This window comes from Peribacillus simplex NBRC 15720 = DSM 1321 (assembly GCF_002243645.1).
Classification (GTDB): Bacteria; Bacillota; Bacilli; order Bacillales; family DSM-1321; genus Peribacillus; species Peribacillus simplex.
Window position 1 is genome coordinate 3643945 of sequence record NZ_CP017704.1, and the last position, 14432, is coordinate 3658376.

General features: G+C 36.8%; 15 protein-coding genes and 1 pseudogene. 10 read left to right on the forward strand and 6 right to left on the reverse strand.

Translation table 11 applies throughout. From position 1 onward, the window contains the following. The first annotated feature begins 11 nt into the window (after positions 1-11). Complete coding sequence (locus tag BS1321_RS17575; protein WP_063236226.1) at positions 12-686, forward strand: MBL fold metallo-hydrolase; 675 nt, start codon at positions 12-14, stop codon at positions 684-686. A 175-nt stretch (positions 687-861) separates the two neighbouring features. On the opposite strand, the gene BS1321_RS17580 is transcribed toward BS1321_RS17575, so the two are convergent. Next, positions 862-2262 (reverse strand): aminotransferase-like domain-containing protein, encoded by a 1401-nt coding sequence (locus BS1321_RS17580; protein ID WP_063236225.1) that lies wholly within the window; start codon positions 2260-2262, stop codon positions 862-864. A gap of 199 nt (positions 2263-2461) precedes the next feature. On the opposite strand from BS1321_RS17580, the gene azlC reads away from it, so the two are divergent. From azlC to BS1321_RS17595, 3 genes are all read left to right on the forward strand, one after another. Further along, on the forward strand, positions 2462-3217 hold the full coding sequence (gene azlC, locus BS1321_RS17585) for an azaleucine resistance protein AzlC (protein WP_094246632.1): 756 nt from the start codon (positions 2462-2464) through the stop codon (positions 3215-3217). Beyond that, positions 3214-3546: a branched-chain amino acid transporter permease gene (locus BS1321_RS17590; RefSeq protein ID WP_063236223.1), complete on the forward strand. Its 333-nt coding sequence runs from the start codon at positions 3214-3216 to the stop codon at positions 3544-3546. Before azlC ends, BS1321_RS17590 begins: the two co-directional genes overlap by 4 nt. Positions 3547-3637: 91 nt before the next feature. Next, the gene (locus tag BS1321_RS17595; protein WP_063236222.1) at positions 3638-4093 is read left to right on the forward strand and encodes a PaaI family thioesterase; all 456 of its coding nucleotides are present in this window, start codon (positions 3638-3640) and stop codon (positions 4091-4093) included. Between the two features lie 749 nt (positions 4094-4842). Here the strand turns inward: BS1321_RS17595 and BS1321_RS17605 are convergent. Beyond that, a complete protein-coding gene (locus BS1321_RS17605) occupies positions 4843-6204 on the reverse strand; it encodes a D-serine ammonia-lyase (RefSeq protein ID WP_063236221.1) in 1362 nt (453 codons plus the stop codon). A 151-nt stretch (positions 6205-6355) separates the two neighbouring features. Here BS1321_RS17605 and BS1321_RS17610 point away from each other — a divergent pair, with 151 nt between their 5' ends. Next, positions 6356-6901, forward strand: a complete 546-nt coding sequence (locus BS1321_RS17610) for a helix-turn-helix domain-containing protein (RefSeq protein ID WP_063236220.1) — start codon at positions 6356-6358, stop codon at positions 6899-6901. Between the two features lie 323 nt (positions 6902-7224). Here BS1321_RS17610 and BS1321_RS17615 read toward each other — a convergent pair whose 3' ends face one another. Beyond that, the gene (locus tag BS1321_RS17615) at positions 7225-7812 is read right to left on the reverse strand and encodes an SET domain-containing protein (protein ID WP_063236219.1); all 588 of its coding nucleotides are present in this window, start codon (positions 7810-7812) and stop codon (positions 7225-7227) included. Between the two features lie 542 nt (positions 7813-8354). On the opposite strand from BS1321_RS17615, the gene BS1321_RS17620 reads away from it, so the two are divergent. From BS1321_RS17620 to BS1321_RS17630, 3 genes and pseudogenes are all read left to right on the forward strand, one after another. Then, positions 8355-8999, forward strand: a complete 645-nt coding sequence (locus BS1321_RS17620; RefSeq protein WP_063236218.1) for an MBL fold metallo-hydrolase — start codon at positions 8355-8357, stop codon at positions 8997-8999. A 205-nt stretch (positions 9000-9204) separates the two neighbouring features. Beyond that, positions 9205-9552 (forward strand): YbaN family protein, encoded by a 348-nt coding sequence (locus BS1321_RS17625; RefSeq protein ID WP_230161227.1) that lies wholly within the window; start codon positions 9205-9207, stop codon positions 9550-9552. A 62-nt stretch (positions 9553-9614) separates the two neighbouring features. Next, positions 9615-9779 (forward strand): annotated as a pseudogene (locus BS1321_RS17630) (DUF4183 domain-containing protein); the annotation flags it as partial. Positions 9780-9874: 95 nt separating this feature from the next. Here the strand turns inward: BS1321_RS17630 and BS1321_RS28780 are convergent. Then, entirely contained in the window at positions 9875-10039 is a 165-nt protein-coding gene (locus BS1321_RS28780) for a DUF4183 domain-containing protein (RefSeq protein ID WP_157732815.1), read from the reverse strand. Positions 10040-10155: 116 nt separating this feature from the next. Then, positions 10156-10572: a hypothetical protein gene (locus BS1321_RS17635; protein ID WP_063236217.1), complete on the reverse strand. Its 417-nt coding sequence runs from the start codon at positions 10570-10572 to the stop codon at positions 10156-10158. 492 nt (positions 10573-11064) lie between these two features. On the opposite strand from BS1321_RS17635, the gene BS1321_RS17640 reads away from it, so the two are divergent. Beyond that, positions 11065-11562 carry an LURP-one-related/scramblase family protein gene (locus BS1321_RS17640; protein ID WP_063236216.1) on the forward strand — a complete coding sequence of 166 codons (498 nt, stop codon included), beginning with the start codon at positions 11065-11067 and terminating at the stop codon, positions 11560-11562. A gap of 358 nt (positions 11563-11920) precedes the next feature. On the opposite strand, the gene BS1321_RS17645 is transcribed toward BS1321_RS17640, so the two are convergent. Next, the gene (locus BS1321_RS17645) at positions 11921-12412 is read right to left on the reverse strand and encodes a hypothetical protein (protein ID WP_063236215.1); all 492 of its coding nucleotides are present in this window, start codon (positions 12410-12412) and stop codon (positions 11921-11923) included. A gap of 712 nt (positions 12413-13124) precedes the next feature. On the opposite strand from BS1321_RS17645, the gene BS1321_RS17655 reads away from it, so the two are divergent. Beyond that, positions 13125-14327: an IS110 family RNA-guided transposase gene (locus BS1321_RS17655; protein WP_094246568.1), complete on the forward strand. Its 1203-nt coding sequence runs from the start codon at positions 13125-13127 to the stop codon at positions 14325-14327. Positions 14328-14432 lie beyond the last annotated feature (105 nt).

A 14432-nucleotide genomic window follows, 5' to 3' on the forward strand; every position in this document is an offset into this window, starting at 1 on the left:
GAGGAGGAAAAATGAAGATAATAGAATTGCCAATTGAATTTGAATTTAATGGGCAAAAAAATCACATTAATCCTAGCTTGATTATATTGAAGAATGAACTAACTTTGGTCGATACAGGGTATCATGATTTTTTACCTTTAATTGAAAATGAATTTATAAAAAATGGTTATGAAATGAAGAATTTAAAGAATATAATCATTACTCATTTTGATATTGATCATATAGGTTCCTTATATGATTTCAAGGAAAAGTATCCTTTGATTAACATTATAGCTAGTGAAGTAGAATCAAAATATATTAGTGGTGAAATGAAGTCAGAGAGATTGGTTCAAGCTGAAGAAATGCTTGAAAATATGCCAAATCAAGAAATCGAATTCGGTAAATGGTTTATACAACAATTAAAGAATTTGAAGCATGTTTCAATTGATGAAAAGGTACACGATGGAGAACTGATTTTAGATAACGAATGTAGAGTAGTAGCAACACCAGGGCATATTTCATTATATTTTCCAAGTTTAAAAAGTGTAATCACAGGTGATGCAGCTGTTAAAGAGAATCATGAATTGGTCATTGCTAACCCACACTTTTGTTTAGATGGCGAGAAAGCAGAACAGTCTTTAAGAAAGATTAAAAATCTTAAAGCTGAAAATTACTATTGTTATCATGGTGGAAAATTCACTTTATAATTGGAACGGGGGGGTCGGAATGCTCTCACCCCGAGCCATGATTTTAAAAGAAAACTTGATTATCTTTAATGTTTTTTTATTTGTTTATTCGGATGAAATCAACTGGAACGTTTTTTTTAAAAACTGTAGACAAACTTATGTAACTAAAGGGGCAGGTTCGTAAAAATTGAATCCTTTATCTTTTTGAAGCAGTGAGATACTGTTTTAATATTTCTAATCCTATTTTTAACTCATCAAATGAGTTTGTAGAAGAAAGTGCAATACGTAAATACATATCAGGGGTGGTCTGCCCGCTTTGAAAACGATTGGAATGAAAAACTCGAATACCGTGCCTTTTCAAATCCGTTTCCAGCTGTAACGCATTGTTATGTCCTTGAATTGGAAGCCAACGATAAAAACTGAGAGGATGTCCGACATCCTTTCTTAAAGGAAAATATTCCGAATAAATATCATTTGCAGTCTGTGCAAGCTGTTTCTTTTGAGAAACAATTTCATGAGCCTTTCCTGATAGGATAAGCTCTGTGATAACCTCTGCATCAAAAGAAGAGGTCTTTACATTTATGTTGAAAATGGCCTGGGAAATTTTCTCGCGCAATGCATCCCCATAGACCATATAGGCCACTCTTAATCCAGAACATATTGACTTAGAGGTGCCACAAATATAAACGCTCTGTTCTGGAAGCAAATGGAACATTGGCTGCCGGTAATCGGAGATAACGCCTGCCGTCAGAAATGCATGAATATCATCCTCAATCAAAATTAAACGATGCTTAAGGATGACCGCAGCTAATTCTTGCTTTCGAATATCTGACATCATGATTGTGGTTGGATTGTTGCAAGAGGGCATCAGAAAAATGCCGTCAATATTTGTTTGACAACACTGCTTTTCAAGTTCATCTGGCAGCATTCCAAACTGGTCTCCAGGGATGGGTACTAACTTAATATGGAACATCTTTGCCAACTCGATAAAGTTCGAATATGTGTATAAGTCTGTTGCAATTCTATTTCCAGGTACAAACAAAGCAGCCAAGGCAATGGCCAATGCATTTTGGGCACCAGAAACGATTGCTATATGCTCTTGATCCGCGTGAATTCCGAAAGATTCCATCCAGTTTAGAGCTGCTGTTTTTTGATGTGGAATACCAGTTGGATCGTTGTAATTCAGGAGCTGCTCCAAATAACTTTTGTTCACAGTTTTTTGAATGGTTTCTGTAACAATATCATTGGTTTGCTCAAAAGATGCCACAAAACCAAGATCAATGCTGTTTGCCGTTTTATCCGCGGAAATGGTTATAGAACGAGTGGCATTAGGAGCTACAAAGGTTCCGCTTCCCGTAACGGCATATATTAATCCCTTTACCTCGCTTATTTTGTAGGCACGGGTAATCGTAGTGAAGTTTAAGTCAAGAAAATCTGCCAATTCTCGTTGCGGAGGTAACTTTGTTCCAGGTGCTAAAAAACCATTTGTTATATCTTGTTCAAGTAATGATGCAAGAGATTTATAAAAAGGACGCTTTAATGCTTTCTTATCAGGTTTCCAAGACATTGGATAATTATCAAATGAATTTACTGGCATAGTTCACCTCTACTATCTTATTCCATACAATCATATCATTTTTTGTATGGAATTCTAATAATGAAACGGTTGAGTTGAAAAAGCGGATTTAAACGAATATAAGGTGATAAGCCAATCAGTACCCCCATTTTGATAAAATGGGGGAATTTTATTTTAATTGTAATCCATACAATTAACTTGTTTTTTGTACGGATTTTGTATGTTAAGTTTAAATAAATTAAGCCATCAGGATGTGAATTATATGAAAAAAAGAACTCAAATGCTAACTGCATTTCGTGCAGCTTTTCCGTACACAATGCCCATTTTTGCAGGCTTTTTATTTTTAGGAATCGCTTATGGAATCTTTATGAATTCATTAGGTTTCAGTGCGATTTACCCGATATTGATGAGTCTAACAATATTTGCAGGATCAATGGAGTTTATTGCAGCCAATTTATTGCTTGTTGCGTTCAATCCGATTAACGCCCTTTTTCTAACTTTAATGGTGAATGCACGACATTTGTTTTATGGCATTTCCATGCTTGATAAGTATAGGGGGACCGGGAAGAAAAAGCTGTATCTGATTTATGGGCTTTGCGATGAGTCGTTTTCCATCAATTGTACCGTTGATGTTCCGAAGAATGTAGACAAGGGCTGGTTTATGTTCTTCGTGACACTGCTCAATCATTCCTATTGGGTGATAGGATCAGCGATAGGCGGCATTTTTGGATCACTTGTCAAGTTCAACACAGAAGGACTCGATTTTGTTATGACGGCTCTCTTTGTTGTCATCTTCATTGAACAGTGGATGAAAGAGAAAAAACATCATAGTGCTCTCGCAGGGCTTGGGCTGTCAACTGTCTGCCTTATTATTTTTGGCGGTAACAATTTCATTATCCCTGCTATGTTTGCAATTTTAGGGGTACTCACCTTACTTAGAAAGCCATTAGAGAAAGTTGAGGTCAAGACCATATGACAATGGATTTAACACAGCAAATCATTACAATAGCAATGGTTGTTTTAGGCACAATGCTTACAAGATTTCTTCCATTCATCGTTTTCCCATCAGGTAAACCCACACCTAAATATGTACAGTATCTCGGTAAAATACTGCCACCCGCGGTAATTGGGCTTTTGGTCATTTATTGTTTAAAGGATGTGAGCTTACAATCCGGAAGTCACGGCATCCCTGAGTTTATTGCGGTGGCTGTAGTTGCCCTGCTTCACTTTTGGAAGAAAATGATGCTCCTCTCCATAGCAGGGGGAACGATTGTCTACATGATGTTAGTGCAATTGGTTTTTTAAAATCATAATGACTATTGCTCCATCTCCCGTAACCAATCCTTAATATCAATGGTAATGGGAGTAAAATATTCAATCAAAGGGGTAGGTAATAGTGAGGAAGAAAATTGATGAATATCAAATTTATGAAAAACACTATGAACAAATTCATGAGCAAGTAAAAAACGATCCGTATGCTCAGTCGTTAGGCATTCAGTTAACAAAATTCGAGGCAGGTTTTGCAGAAGCAACGTTAGAAGTGCAAAGCCATATGGTAAATGCATATGGAACTGTTCACGGGGCTGTTATTTATGCTGTAGCAGATCATGCTTTTTCCGTAGCCTGTAATGCATATGGAAAAACATCCTTAGGACTCTCGACAACAATCCAGTTTATTGAATCAGCTAAACCCGGAGACAAGATAGTAGCCCGTGCAACTGAAGTTAAACGAAACTATCGGACAGGTTTTTATCGAATAGACGTCTTGCATGAGCAAAACCTGATAGCAACCATGGAGGCAGTGTCATATCGTAAGGATCATTATTTTATTGAACTTGATGAACAAGATTAAGCAGTCTAATAGTTATTGATCAGAGCTGTCCTTGAGACAGCTTTTTCTTATGGAGGTAATGGGGCAGGGAAATTCGGTAACTTTATTTGGAAATTGTGTTAAGATTAGGGCATTATTGTATTGAAAGGCGTTGGAATATGAGTCAAGTCAATCCAAAAACAAAGATATACTTTTGGCTATCTGTTACGCTTTTACTCTGTGGAATTGTTTCTTGGATTCCCTATTTGGTCTTTAAAATTGAAGAATCTTATGGGATGCTAACATTTGTAATTAACCCAATTGGAGTGGTATTAGGTTCATTCTCAAACAACAGATTAATAGCCTTTAGCAATTTATTTATGGTCTTTAGTTTTATTCCTGTTATGATATTTGTTTATCTAACTAAAGGGTACATTCCTATGTGATTGTTAGGGGAATTTTCTGACACTCCATCAATCATTATATAGAAGTAACAGGTGCAATAGCAGTAATTCAGATCTGTCATCTAGACAGATTTTTTTTTATGCAATTAACGGGGCAGGCTAGCATTCCTGTAGTCTACAGTTTTTTAGAGGGTTTGTGAAAATTCGAACATTGATTGGAACGTAGGGCACTCGCTTTCCGCGGGTGGCCAGCCCTCGGCGCGCCTTTCCCGCAGGAGGCTCGAACCTTCCGTTCCAATCAACTTTGTTTTTACATTTAGATAGAACTACTTTTGCCTACAGTCTTTTTTGTTTTATAGCCACATGTAATTTTGGGGCAAAGTTAAATTACTTCTGTTTCTCTAACGCTAATTTCAACCCTTTTTGATAATATTGCGTCATCATTTCTTCAGGAACCATGCTTCCGCCAGTCCCCCAAATAATATGTGTACCCTTACTCATCTTTTCCGTTAAACTATGCTTCTGTAAATAATCGATGCCCTCTTTACATAATTTACTTGGTCCTATCATGCCTGCTAGTGCTGAAGGTTCTAAATGGATCCCCTCTGTATCGACTAGTTCTTTTAGCAATTTATATAACTGTTCATCGCTGACCGTATAATTGCCGCTTAAAAAGGGTTCCATCGTTTTACCCACAAACCCAGATGGCTTTCCAACAGCAAGTCCATCCGCGTCTGTCACATTATCGATACCAACATCTTGTACAGAAACTTTATCATGTAGTCCAGTCATTAAACCGAGTAACATGCATGGCGAGTGGGTAGGTTCTGCGAAGAAACAGTGAATATGGTCTTGATACAATAATTTCAAACCAAAAGCTACGCCTCCAGGACCACCACCTACTCCACATGGAAGGTAAACAAACAAAGGATGATTTTCATCTACAATTATCTTTAGCTCTTCCAATTGTTTCTTCAAACGAGATGCAGCCACTGCATATCCTAAAAATAGGTCGTGAGAATTTTCATCATCGACAAAATAACATGTTGGGTCACTATCTGCTTGGATTCGGCCTTCCTCTACAGCTTTACTATAATCAGCTTCATATTCAATGACTTTGACATTTTTGCTTCTAAGCAAGTCTTTTTTCCACTGTTTTGCATCAGCTGACATATGAACAGAAACATTAAAACCTAACTTTGCACTGATGATGCCAATACTAAGTCCTAAATTTCCAGTCGAGCCTACTGCGATTGAATATTTTGAGAAAAGGGTTCGGAATCTATCACTATCTATAATCGAATAATCATCTTGAATTGTTAACAATTGATGTTGGAAAGCTAATTCTTCCGCATGTTTGAGTATTTCATAAATCCCGCCTCTTGCTTTGATGGATCCTGATATAGGAAGGTGACTATCACATTTCAGTAATAATTCTCCTAATATAGGTTGTTGATGATCTTGTTCCAAGGATTGTTTCATGGCAGGAATTCTCACTAAAGGAGATTCTATGATACCGTTCGTTCCTTTTGTTTCAGGGAAAACCTTGGCGATATATGGGGCAAAACGTTTCAACCTTTCCTCTGCATCTCTTACATCTTCTTGAGTAAGGGGGGATTTTTTAATTCCTGTTTGAAACTTTTCGACATTTGGATTGAGCCAAAATACTTCATCCGTCGAAATGAGCTTGTTTAATAAAGGATATTTGTCTTTCCATGATTGTAATTCTTTGCTTTCAATCTCTTTCATTTTTTTGATCCTCCTCATTTTCTTGTAACAAATTGTTTGGTGAATTATAATTAAATAAAATTTAATACAGTTTAACACACAATCATCTCGATGTTAATTTATATTAATTTTATTTAAGTGTGATTTAATAAGTCGTTAAGGAGTAGCGGTTATGGAAAATATAGATATTGGCAAGAAAGTTGAAAAATATAGAAAAGCTAAAGGAATGAGTAGTAGAGAGTTAGCAAAATTAGCTGAAATTACACCTTCAATGTTAAGCCAGATTGAACGAGGTTTGGCGAATCCTTCTATTCAAACCCTAAAGGTCTTAGCTAAAACCTTGAATGTTCCAACATTTAGTTTTTTGCTTGAAGAAACGATTACGGAGGATTTAATCGTTAGGTCCAGTAAACGGAAGAAAATGATCATTGATAATTTGTCTTATGAGTTATTGTCACCTGATTTTACGGGGAATTTGGCAACAGCGATTATGAAAGTTCCTCCGAATATTTCCTCGTCAGAAAGCCCTATAGAACATAGAGGAGAGGAAGTAGCATATATTTTGGAAGGGAAAATCAAGCTGTATATAGGTGAAGAAGAATATATATTGGAAGCTGGTGATAGTGTGAAAATACCAGCAAATTTCAAACATAAATGGGAAAATAATTTTAGTCAGAATGCAGCTGTATTATTTTCAGTTACCCCGCCTGCGTTTTAATGAAAAAGTTTTTCTTTCACAATTGGGCGCGATTCTTTAATGAGGATCGCTTTTCTTATGGAACTAGTTCAAGAGTGCTGTTTGATCCTTGTTCAACAATTGGGGCAGATTGTTGAGGAAAGTTTTTAAGCAGGCTTGCTGAGATCTGCAAGGGATGGGCATAGAAAAGAAAAAGACCACACCTTGGCAGAGGTGGGGTCTTTTCTGGGTTTTATACCCTCACGTTGATGATTCATGTTCCATCTTGCTGAATCGCCAAAAAAGCTGGTTTTAATGAACATTGAACAACCATCAGCTCCGTCTGAGTGGTTGTTTAGTTGCCTTTACTCATCTTCATAGAGCGTAATAAAGGAATCCAGCTCGGCACGTCCCTCTGCAATCGCGTTTACCCTGTCGACGAACTCCGGTCGAATCAGATGACGCAACGGCTGGTCTACTTGATTCAATCGTTTGAATGCCTCCCGAGCCAACTCATCCCATTCCTTGTAGCGATGCAGATAATCATCCGGCATCACTACGGTGCTAGACGTCCCTTCCTCCGGTTCACACTCAAACGGTTCGTCTATCCCGAGCGATGCATAATCGCATGTTATTTGCTCTACGGGTAGAATATCCCTCGACGCAAATTCAATCTCATAGACCGTCGATACCACATTTGGACTGAAGCTGTGATTCATGTATCTGGCATGGTCCCAGCATAGCACATAGCGGTCGTCATCGTTGAGGTAGGCATATTTATAGACGATTTCCCTTCGCACGATATCAAGCGATTCAATTTCATCTTCCTCGAGGATGATGTCCAAATCATCCAATGCCCAGATTATCGTTCCTTTGGGGATCATTTTTGTGGCAAAAATGCCCACACCAATCTTTTCATTGACAAACCGAATCTCGGTATCTGGATGTATCATCGATTCTGTTCACCCTTTCTCAAAACTTACCATTATGATATACAGCAGTTTCCTTTAGGTGACCGTTCGTTTGCGTATTTTATCCAAGTTCAATCAGCGGAATGTCCCCTGGAAAAAGAAAAAAAGCTCTTTTATTTTAGTTCCACAATCGGGCGTGATTCTTTAATAAGAATCGCTTTTTTAAGGAACTAAAGGGACAGATCAGGTGTAGAAGGACTATTACATGAATAATGGAATTATAATAAATGGAATAAATTTCTATAAGGTGGTGTTCTGCTATTACAAACTAAGCTAAAATGACAGGTTGCCATGGTTACAGGTGTAAGCCATAGCCAAGGAATTGGTTCTATATGCCGCAAGCAAAAGGGAGGTATTGTTTACATACTGGGTTTCAAAATCCTGGTCAAGTGTCGAATGACATTTGGTAAGACAGCGTTGGTTAGTTATTAAATAAAATATTGACTATTACTGAACTGTAGGTCCGGGGTTCCTTAAAAGTTGCTTGATTTTAATAATTTTGAATCAATAAGGAGAATTTTAGTATGAAAATAAAGTGGTTTGGACATTCTGCCTTTTTACTAACATCCGAAAGTGGAACCAGGATTCTTATTGATCCATATTATCGCTTCATCCGTTACCGTATGCCGAGTGTTGAACCAGATATAGTTGCCGTTACACATAATCATTTCGATCACAATAAAATTGAAGCTGCAACAGGTGAATACTTGCTTGTTAATGAGCCGAAGGAATACATTCGCGAAGTTGTAAGAATTAGTGGATTTAAGACATTTCATGACAAGGTAAATGGCGAGAAGAGAGGCCCCAATATTTTATACCGTTTCCAAATAGACGGTCTAACTATCTGTCACTGTGGAGATTTAGGGCATCTATTATCAGAAGAACAAGTAAATGAAATTGGAAAAGTGGATATCCTTATCATTCCTGTAGGAGGTACATTCACGATTAATGCAATAGAAGCTGCTCAAGTGATGCGTCAATTGAAATCTACTATTACAATTCCCATGCACTATAGAACAAAGGCATTGTCGGTTGTTGGCTTGATGTTTTCAAAGGTAGATAAGTTTCTTCAGATTTCCGGACAGCGAACAACCGAAGTTGAGACATTGGATATTTCCAAAGAAAATTTGTTAGAATATGCTGGTGTCGTAACTATGCTGTATGAATGAATTGATAAGAAATCCTGTTTATGCTTTTTTTATTTATAAAGAGGGCAGGTTAGTTCAAAAAGAAAAAGGGAAGATACTAATCAATGACGTTGAATCAATTAGACTTCCTCTTTACGTTATAAGGAGATAGAATATAAATAAAAAGGTGATTACAATTAAAAAAGTAAAAAGTATCCTATTTTTTCTTCTTGGGTCCATATCTCTTTTGATTGGTATTGCAGGGACTGTGTTACCAGTTCTGCCGGGCGGTCCATTTTACTTATTTGCTGCTTTTTGCTTTGCTAAAAGTTCCAAGTCGATTGAAAACTGGTTCAAAAGCACCTCATTATATGAAAAATACGTTGAAGCATTCCTGCAAAAAAAAGGTATGACTCGAAAAGAGAAAATCAGAATCAATATAATTGCCGATTTCTTCATCGTAATTTCTGTATTTTATGTGGACATCCTGTTAGTGAAAATCTTATTGATAGTGCTCGCCCTCTACAAACATTATTATTTCATTAAAAAAATTAAGACAATTGACCCGAACAATACAAAACAAAGGGCTTTTTGAAAATCCTATTCAAATAACGGGTCCTTACTGCAATAAGAGAGTTGCTTCGGCAGCTCTTTTTTGCTGTAACAGCATTTCCAGGTTCATTTGCTTATTATGTTTTATATATAAATGCTCAGATTCAAACAGCTGATACCTCAACCCTTACTACTACTACTATAACTATTCCAGATGGCGATGCACTTGATGATGCAACTCCAATTGTTATTGAAGTTGTAGTCAACTAATACTCATGATTTGCTAATGAAAAAATGCCGGTAATCAATATGGTGATTGTCCGGCATTTTGTTTATTGGATGCGTAAGAACTTTTAACTTTTTCTTTATCCATAAATTATTACAAATTGAAGAATAATAGGGGATCCAGATAGGGGTAAATCGTTAGAGAATGTAAGTTTTCCCTGTTCTACGATGTAATTTATATCTGGCTGTAATATTCCATTTATACTATTTGGAGTAAGAATCCTAGAGCTTCCGTATTTTAACACTCCATCTTGATTGGTATAAATACTTTTTTATAATGAACGTTCAAATATGTTTCTTCATTATTTTACAAGAAGTGAATTAGAAGGCTTTTTTGCTACGTTTTAACTTTGTAGTTCAATTATTTAAGACGAAAGCTATCAGTATGGGATCTTCCTTTATCCTTCCAAGTAACATGAACTTTATAAATATGCCCTTTCTTAGGCCCATCTCCACCATAAAATTCTGCAGAAAATGGGTATAATACCGTTTCTTCACCGTCTTCGGCTATTCCTTCTTCAAAATCTCCTACAGACATTAGAGTTTTATTATTATCTGTAAAAGTTATATCTTCTACAGTAACTTTATCTCCAGACTTTTGCTTAAGGGTGCCAGTCCAACCCTTTTCAACATATTGATCTTGATTCTTTTTATAAGTTGCTTTCCACATTCCGTTTTCAGATGTACCCCAGATTGCAATACTGTTGTAATACCAATATACTCCTCCACCCAAAAGTACAAAAATAATTAATAATTTTAAATAACATTTCTTTTTCATGAAATTCCCCTTATATAACTTTTTATAACTATGTTTCTTTAATTTACCAGAAGTTATTAAAGCAAACTATCTTTTTTATATAAAAATAAAATATGAATATGATATGCAGAGCTAGTTTACATAAAGGGCCTTTTGTCGGAAAATCATTTTAAGCATTTCCCATTTTTATTGCATAAATTAGGGGAGGGTTTCATGGAGAGAAAAACGAGCATATACTGCCTATATGGGGGATAGATCCTGTGGATTTCTTAATGAACTAACGGGGCAGGATAGTTCAAGAGTACATAAGGAGTTGTTCAACAATTGGGCCAGATTGCGAAGGAAGAATTGCTGACTTTACAAAAGGTAAATTAGTTAAGGATAAATAGTGGTGAACCGAAAAGAAGGCGCTTTTGAGTGGAGCTATTATTTGGAATTTAATGCATAAGATTGGAACCAATGCCCATTTCAAACGTAAGTAATGTAAAAGACTTAAGGTTGGGAGGCATAAGTATGAGGCAGCTTTATATAAAGCAGAAGGTATTCAGTCTTAGCGGGAAATTTACAGTAAAGGATCAGCAGGAGAAGGATATATATTACGTGGAGGGAAGTTTTATGCAAGTTCCAAAGACTTTCTCCATTATGAATACAGCAAGAGATGAAGTAGCACTCATTACGAAAAAGGTGTTCAGCTTTTTACCAAAGTTTTTGGTTGAGGTGAATGGTCGAGAGGTATTAACAATAAAGAAGGAATTTTCCTTCTTAAAAGCACGATATACAATTGATGCGGCAGGCATTGAAGTACATGGTAATTGGTGGGATATGGATTTTCAGGTTTTACAGCATGGTAAAATCGTAGGTAAAGTGGGCAAGGAGTGGTTCACTTGGGGCGATAGCTACAAGGTTCAAATAATAGATGAAGAGATGGAAACCATTATTATTGCACTCGTTGTTGCAATTGATTGTGTGAAGGCTGATCAAGCAGCTGCTTCCTCAGCAGCGTCGATTTAAAGTAGAAGTGTAAAATTAAAAGGCTGACAGTTTTAAAAAAATCACTGCTTGAATAGGTGCGGTGAACCGTATCATAAATAAATGACAAGGCCATTTGGTACCAAGGTTTTATATTCGTTCCTCAGTAATCGGGCGCGATTCTTGAATAAGGTTCGCTTTTCTTATAGAACTAACAGGCTGAAGATCGGAGCTGTCTTTAAGGCAGCTTTTTCTTTATGCAACTATAGGGGCAGTTTAGTTGAAAAAGGAATATTAATTTTATTGGGTTATGGAAAGAACAAATTATAATAAAAAACTCGCCAAAAACTGAACGAGTTTTAAATACCTATTTTTATTGCTGGTTGAAATAATAATGCGCTCAACATAAAACGATTATACGATAGGGTGTGGTTTGAGCAGGGATACTTCTTGTGGCAGGTCCATAGAAAACAATTAAATCTCGGTTCGCTGGATATCTTGAAAAGAGTTGCCCATTTGTTAATAATATTTGGGTATAGGGAGATAATTTTAATTGTAATTGTCCATCACTACTCACCAATTGGTTATTAAAATAATCAACTTTTACATTCTGATTTGGGTTATCTTTTACCATGACAAGCGCTTGATATTGTGGAGGGTAAATAAGAATAGCAGGTAAATCTCCATCATAATATCCTGTCACGCGATCTCCTACTATGACCATTTCATGGTCAACGAAGTAAGTTGAGGGTGAAACCACAAAATTTACTATTGAACCCAATTCATTTTCTATTGTAAATAATTTATAACAACCTTCTCTTTCACCATTTTGACCTGTAAAAAAATCACTAATCACCGTGACAGTTCCATGAAATGAATGAAAATTTGTCATACAATACCTCCAAAATTAAAAGATAGGGGCGATCTTTTATTTTGAGACTATTCGAGATAAGGCTTTTTTAGGATTTTAGTATAATGTAGGGGTAGGAGGGCAGGCAACAGCATCTATAAGTCTTGGGTCAATACCGTAGAATTGCCAGAAAGCACCGTTCCATCTATATCCAGATACTTCTCCATATTCCACACGAGTAGGGTAAAACCAAAATTGTCTGCCATTTATAAGCCATACATAAGTGTTTTGATATAGACAGTCGACGATATAGGACACAGAAGGTTTTGGTGGTATGAATGTTGGAGGAGGGGATTGTGGACTCATTGTCCCCTGGCGTGGGAAATATCTCATGTGATTTCACTCCTTTTAGTTAGGTTCTCAACATTATATGTTGAGAAGAAGTAAAAGGATTTTTTAACGCGAAAACTAAAGATTGTGAAGTAATGTACTTAAACTAACGGGTGCATTCGTATTATAAGGTTGACCAGTAAAAATTACTGGTTGACCTTTTTTTAATAGAATCTATTATATCAGTAGCCAGAGTAGGACGTACGGGTGCGTGGGACTTGATCCCGTGAACTAAACTGTCCGCCCCCTACTTGTAGAAACATGTTTGAGGCTGGTTGGGACGTAGATCTCGTATAACAAGCGAAGCTATGACACTACATGGAGGACTAGGGGTACTGGTTAGTAAGTAGAGGAGGAAAAAACAATGAATCCAGTTGTTGGTCTGGATGTGGCAAAAGAAGAGAGCCAAGTACAGGCATTTTTAGACCAATCTAAACCGTATGGGAAGAGCTTTTCAATGAAGCATACCAAGGAGGAATTGGATCAATTTTTAGACTTTCTAAAAGAAGTTGAAGAGGTGGCAGGGCAGATGCCTATGGTCATTTTAGAATCTACAGGGCATTACCATTCTCCCGTTATTCAATACTTGGAGGAACAAGGGATTCTATATATCTTACTAAATCCGATTATTTCTTATCAGGCAAAGAAGTCCAGTTTGCGGAAGGTAAAAACGGACGCAATCGATGCGTACCAGTTGTGTGTGCTGTATTACAAGGAGGATTTTGAACCTCATAAAATTAGAGGAATTCAGCTTTTAGACCTTCGTAATTTGTCAAGACAACAGGAAATCGTAACGAATATGTATGTGGAGGCTAAACTTCAGTTTCACACCATTTTAGATCAGGTGTTTCCTGAATACCGAAAGGTTTTTGGGGATCTATATTCGAAGGTTTCTTTATTGATGTTAAAGGAATATCCTACTTCAGAGGCGGTATTAACGGCCGGAGAAAGTAGACTAGCAGAGAGTGTAATAGAGTTCTGTTCTAGCAGATCGGGTGAATGGGCATGGGAAAAAGCAAAAAAAATAATGGATTCCGCATCTCGAAATCCATTTCAAAAAAACGTGTATGAAAGTCACGTAATCAATCTTCGTATGTATATTGAGTTGCTTTTTCATTACCAGGGACACCTTTCTGATTTGGAAGATCGTATAGTGGCCCTGGCAAATGAAATGGAAGAATATAAGATCATCCAATCGATTCCCGGTATAGGAGAAAAAATCGCAGCAACGATTATCTCTGAAATTGGTGAAATCGATCGGTTTAATCATCCGAAAAAACTGGTTGCCTTCGCTGGAGTGGATCCAAGTGTTCACTCATCGGGTAAGTTTACGGCAACCATTAATCGTATTACCAAAAGGGGTTCGAGCAGACTACGTCATTCTCTGTATCTTGCCGTACTATGCGGCATAAGAAGTTCAAGGAACAAAAAGCTTAAAGCATTCTATGATAAGAAAAAATCAGAAGGAAAACCTGCCAAAGTGTCAATCGTTGCCTGTATGAATAAGTTGCTTCATTGGATTTATGCTTTATTAAGCAGAAAAGAAACGTTCCTAGATTTAGCCTAATTAACGGTTTTGTGAAACAGAGAAAAATCCTTCCAAAAGGGTTTTGGAGGGTTATTTGGCATGGCCAAAAATAGTATATCATAAGGGAAATGAAAATATTAGAGA

Bases quoted from the DNA above. Each gene is read 5' to 3' on its own strand.
- BS1321_RS17575 (WP_063236226.1), top strand. From the start codon at position 12: ATGAAGATAATAGAATTGCCAATTGAATTTGAATTTAATGGGCAAAAA.
- BS1321_RS17635 (WP_063236217.1), bottom strand. From the start codon at position 10,572: ATGAAAAAGAAATGTTATTTAAAATTATTAATTATTTTTGTACTTTTG.
- BS1321_RS17610 (WP_063236220.1), top strand. From the start codon at position 6,356: ATGGAAAATATAGATATTGGCAAGAAAGTTGAAAAATATAGAAAAGCT.
- BS1321_RS17590 (WP_063236223.1), top strand. From the start codon at position 3,214: ATGACAATGGATTTAACACAGCAAATCATTACAATAGCAATGGTTGTT.
- azlC (WP_094246632.1), top strand. From the start codon at position 2,462: ATGTTAAGTTTAAATAAATTAAGCCATCAGGATGTGAATTATATGAAA.
- BS1321_RS17645 (WP_063236215.1), bottom strand. From the start codon at position 12,412: ATGACAAATTTTCATTCATTTCATGGAACTGTCACGGTGATTAGTGAT.
- BS1321_RS17640 (WP_063236216.1), top strand. From the start codon at position 11,065: ATGAGGCAGCTTTATATAAAGCAGAAGGTATTCAGTCTTAGCGGGAAA.
- BS1321_RS17620 (WP_063236218.1), top strand. From the start codon at position 8,355: ATGAAAATAAAGTGGTTTGGACATTCTGCCTTTTTACTAACATCCGAA.
- BS1321_RS17580 (WP_063236225.1), bottom strand. From the start codon at position 2,262: ATGCCAGTAAATTCATTTGATAATTATCCAATGTCTTGGAAACCTGAT.
- BS1321_RS17605 (WP_063236221.1), bottom strand. From the start codon at position 6,204: ATGAAAGAGATTGAAAGCAAAGAATTACAATCATGGAAAGACAAATAT.
- BS1321_RS17615 (WP_063236219.1), bottom strand. From the start codon at position 7,812: ATGATACATCCAGATACCGAGATTCGGTTTGTCAATGAAAAGATTGGT.
- BS1321_RS17655 (WP_094246568.1), top strand. From the start codon at position 13,125: ATGAATCCAGTTGTTGGTCTGGATGTGGCAAAAGAAGAGAGCCAAGTA.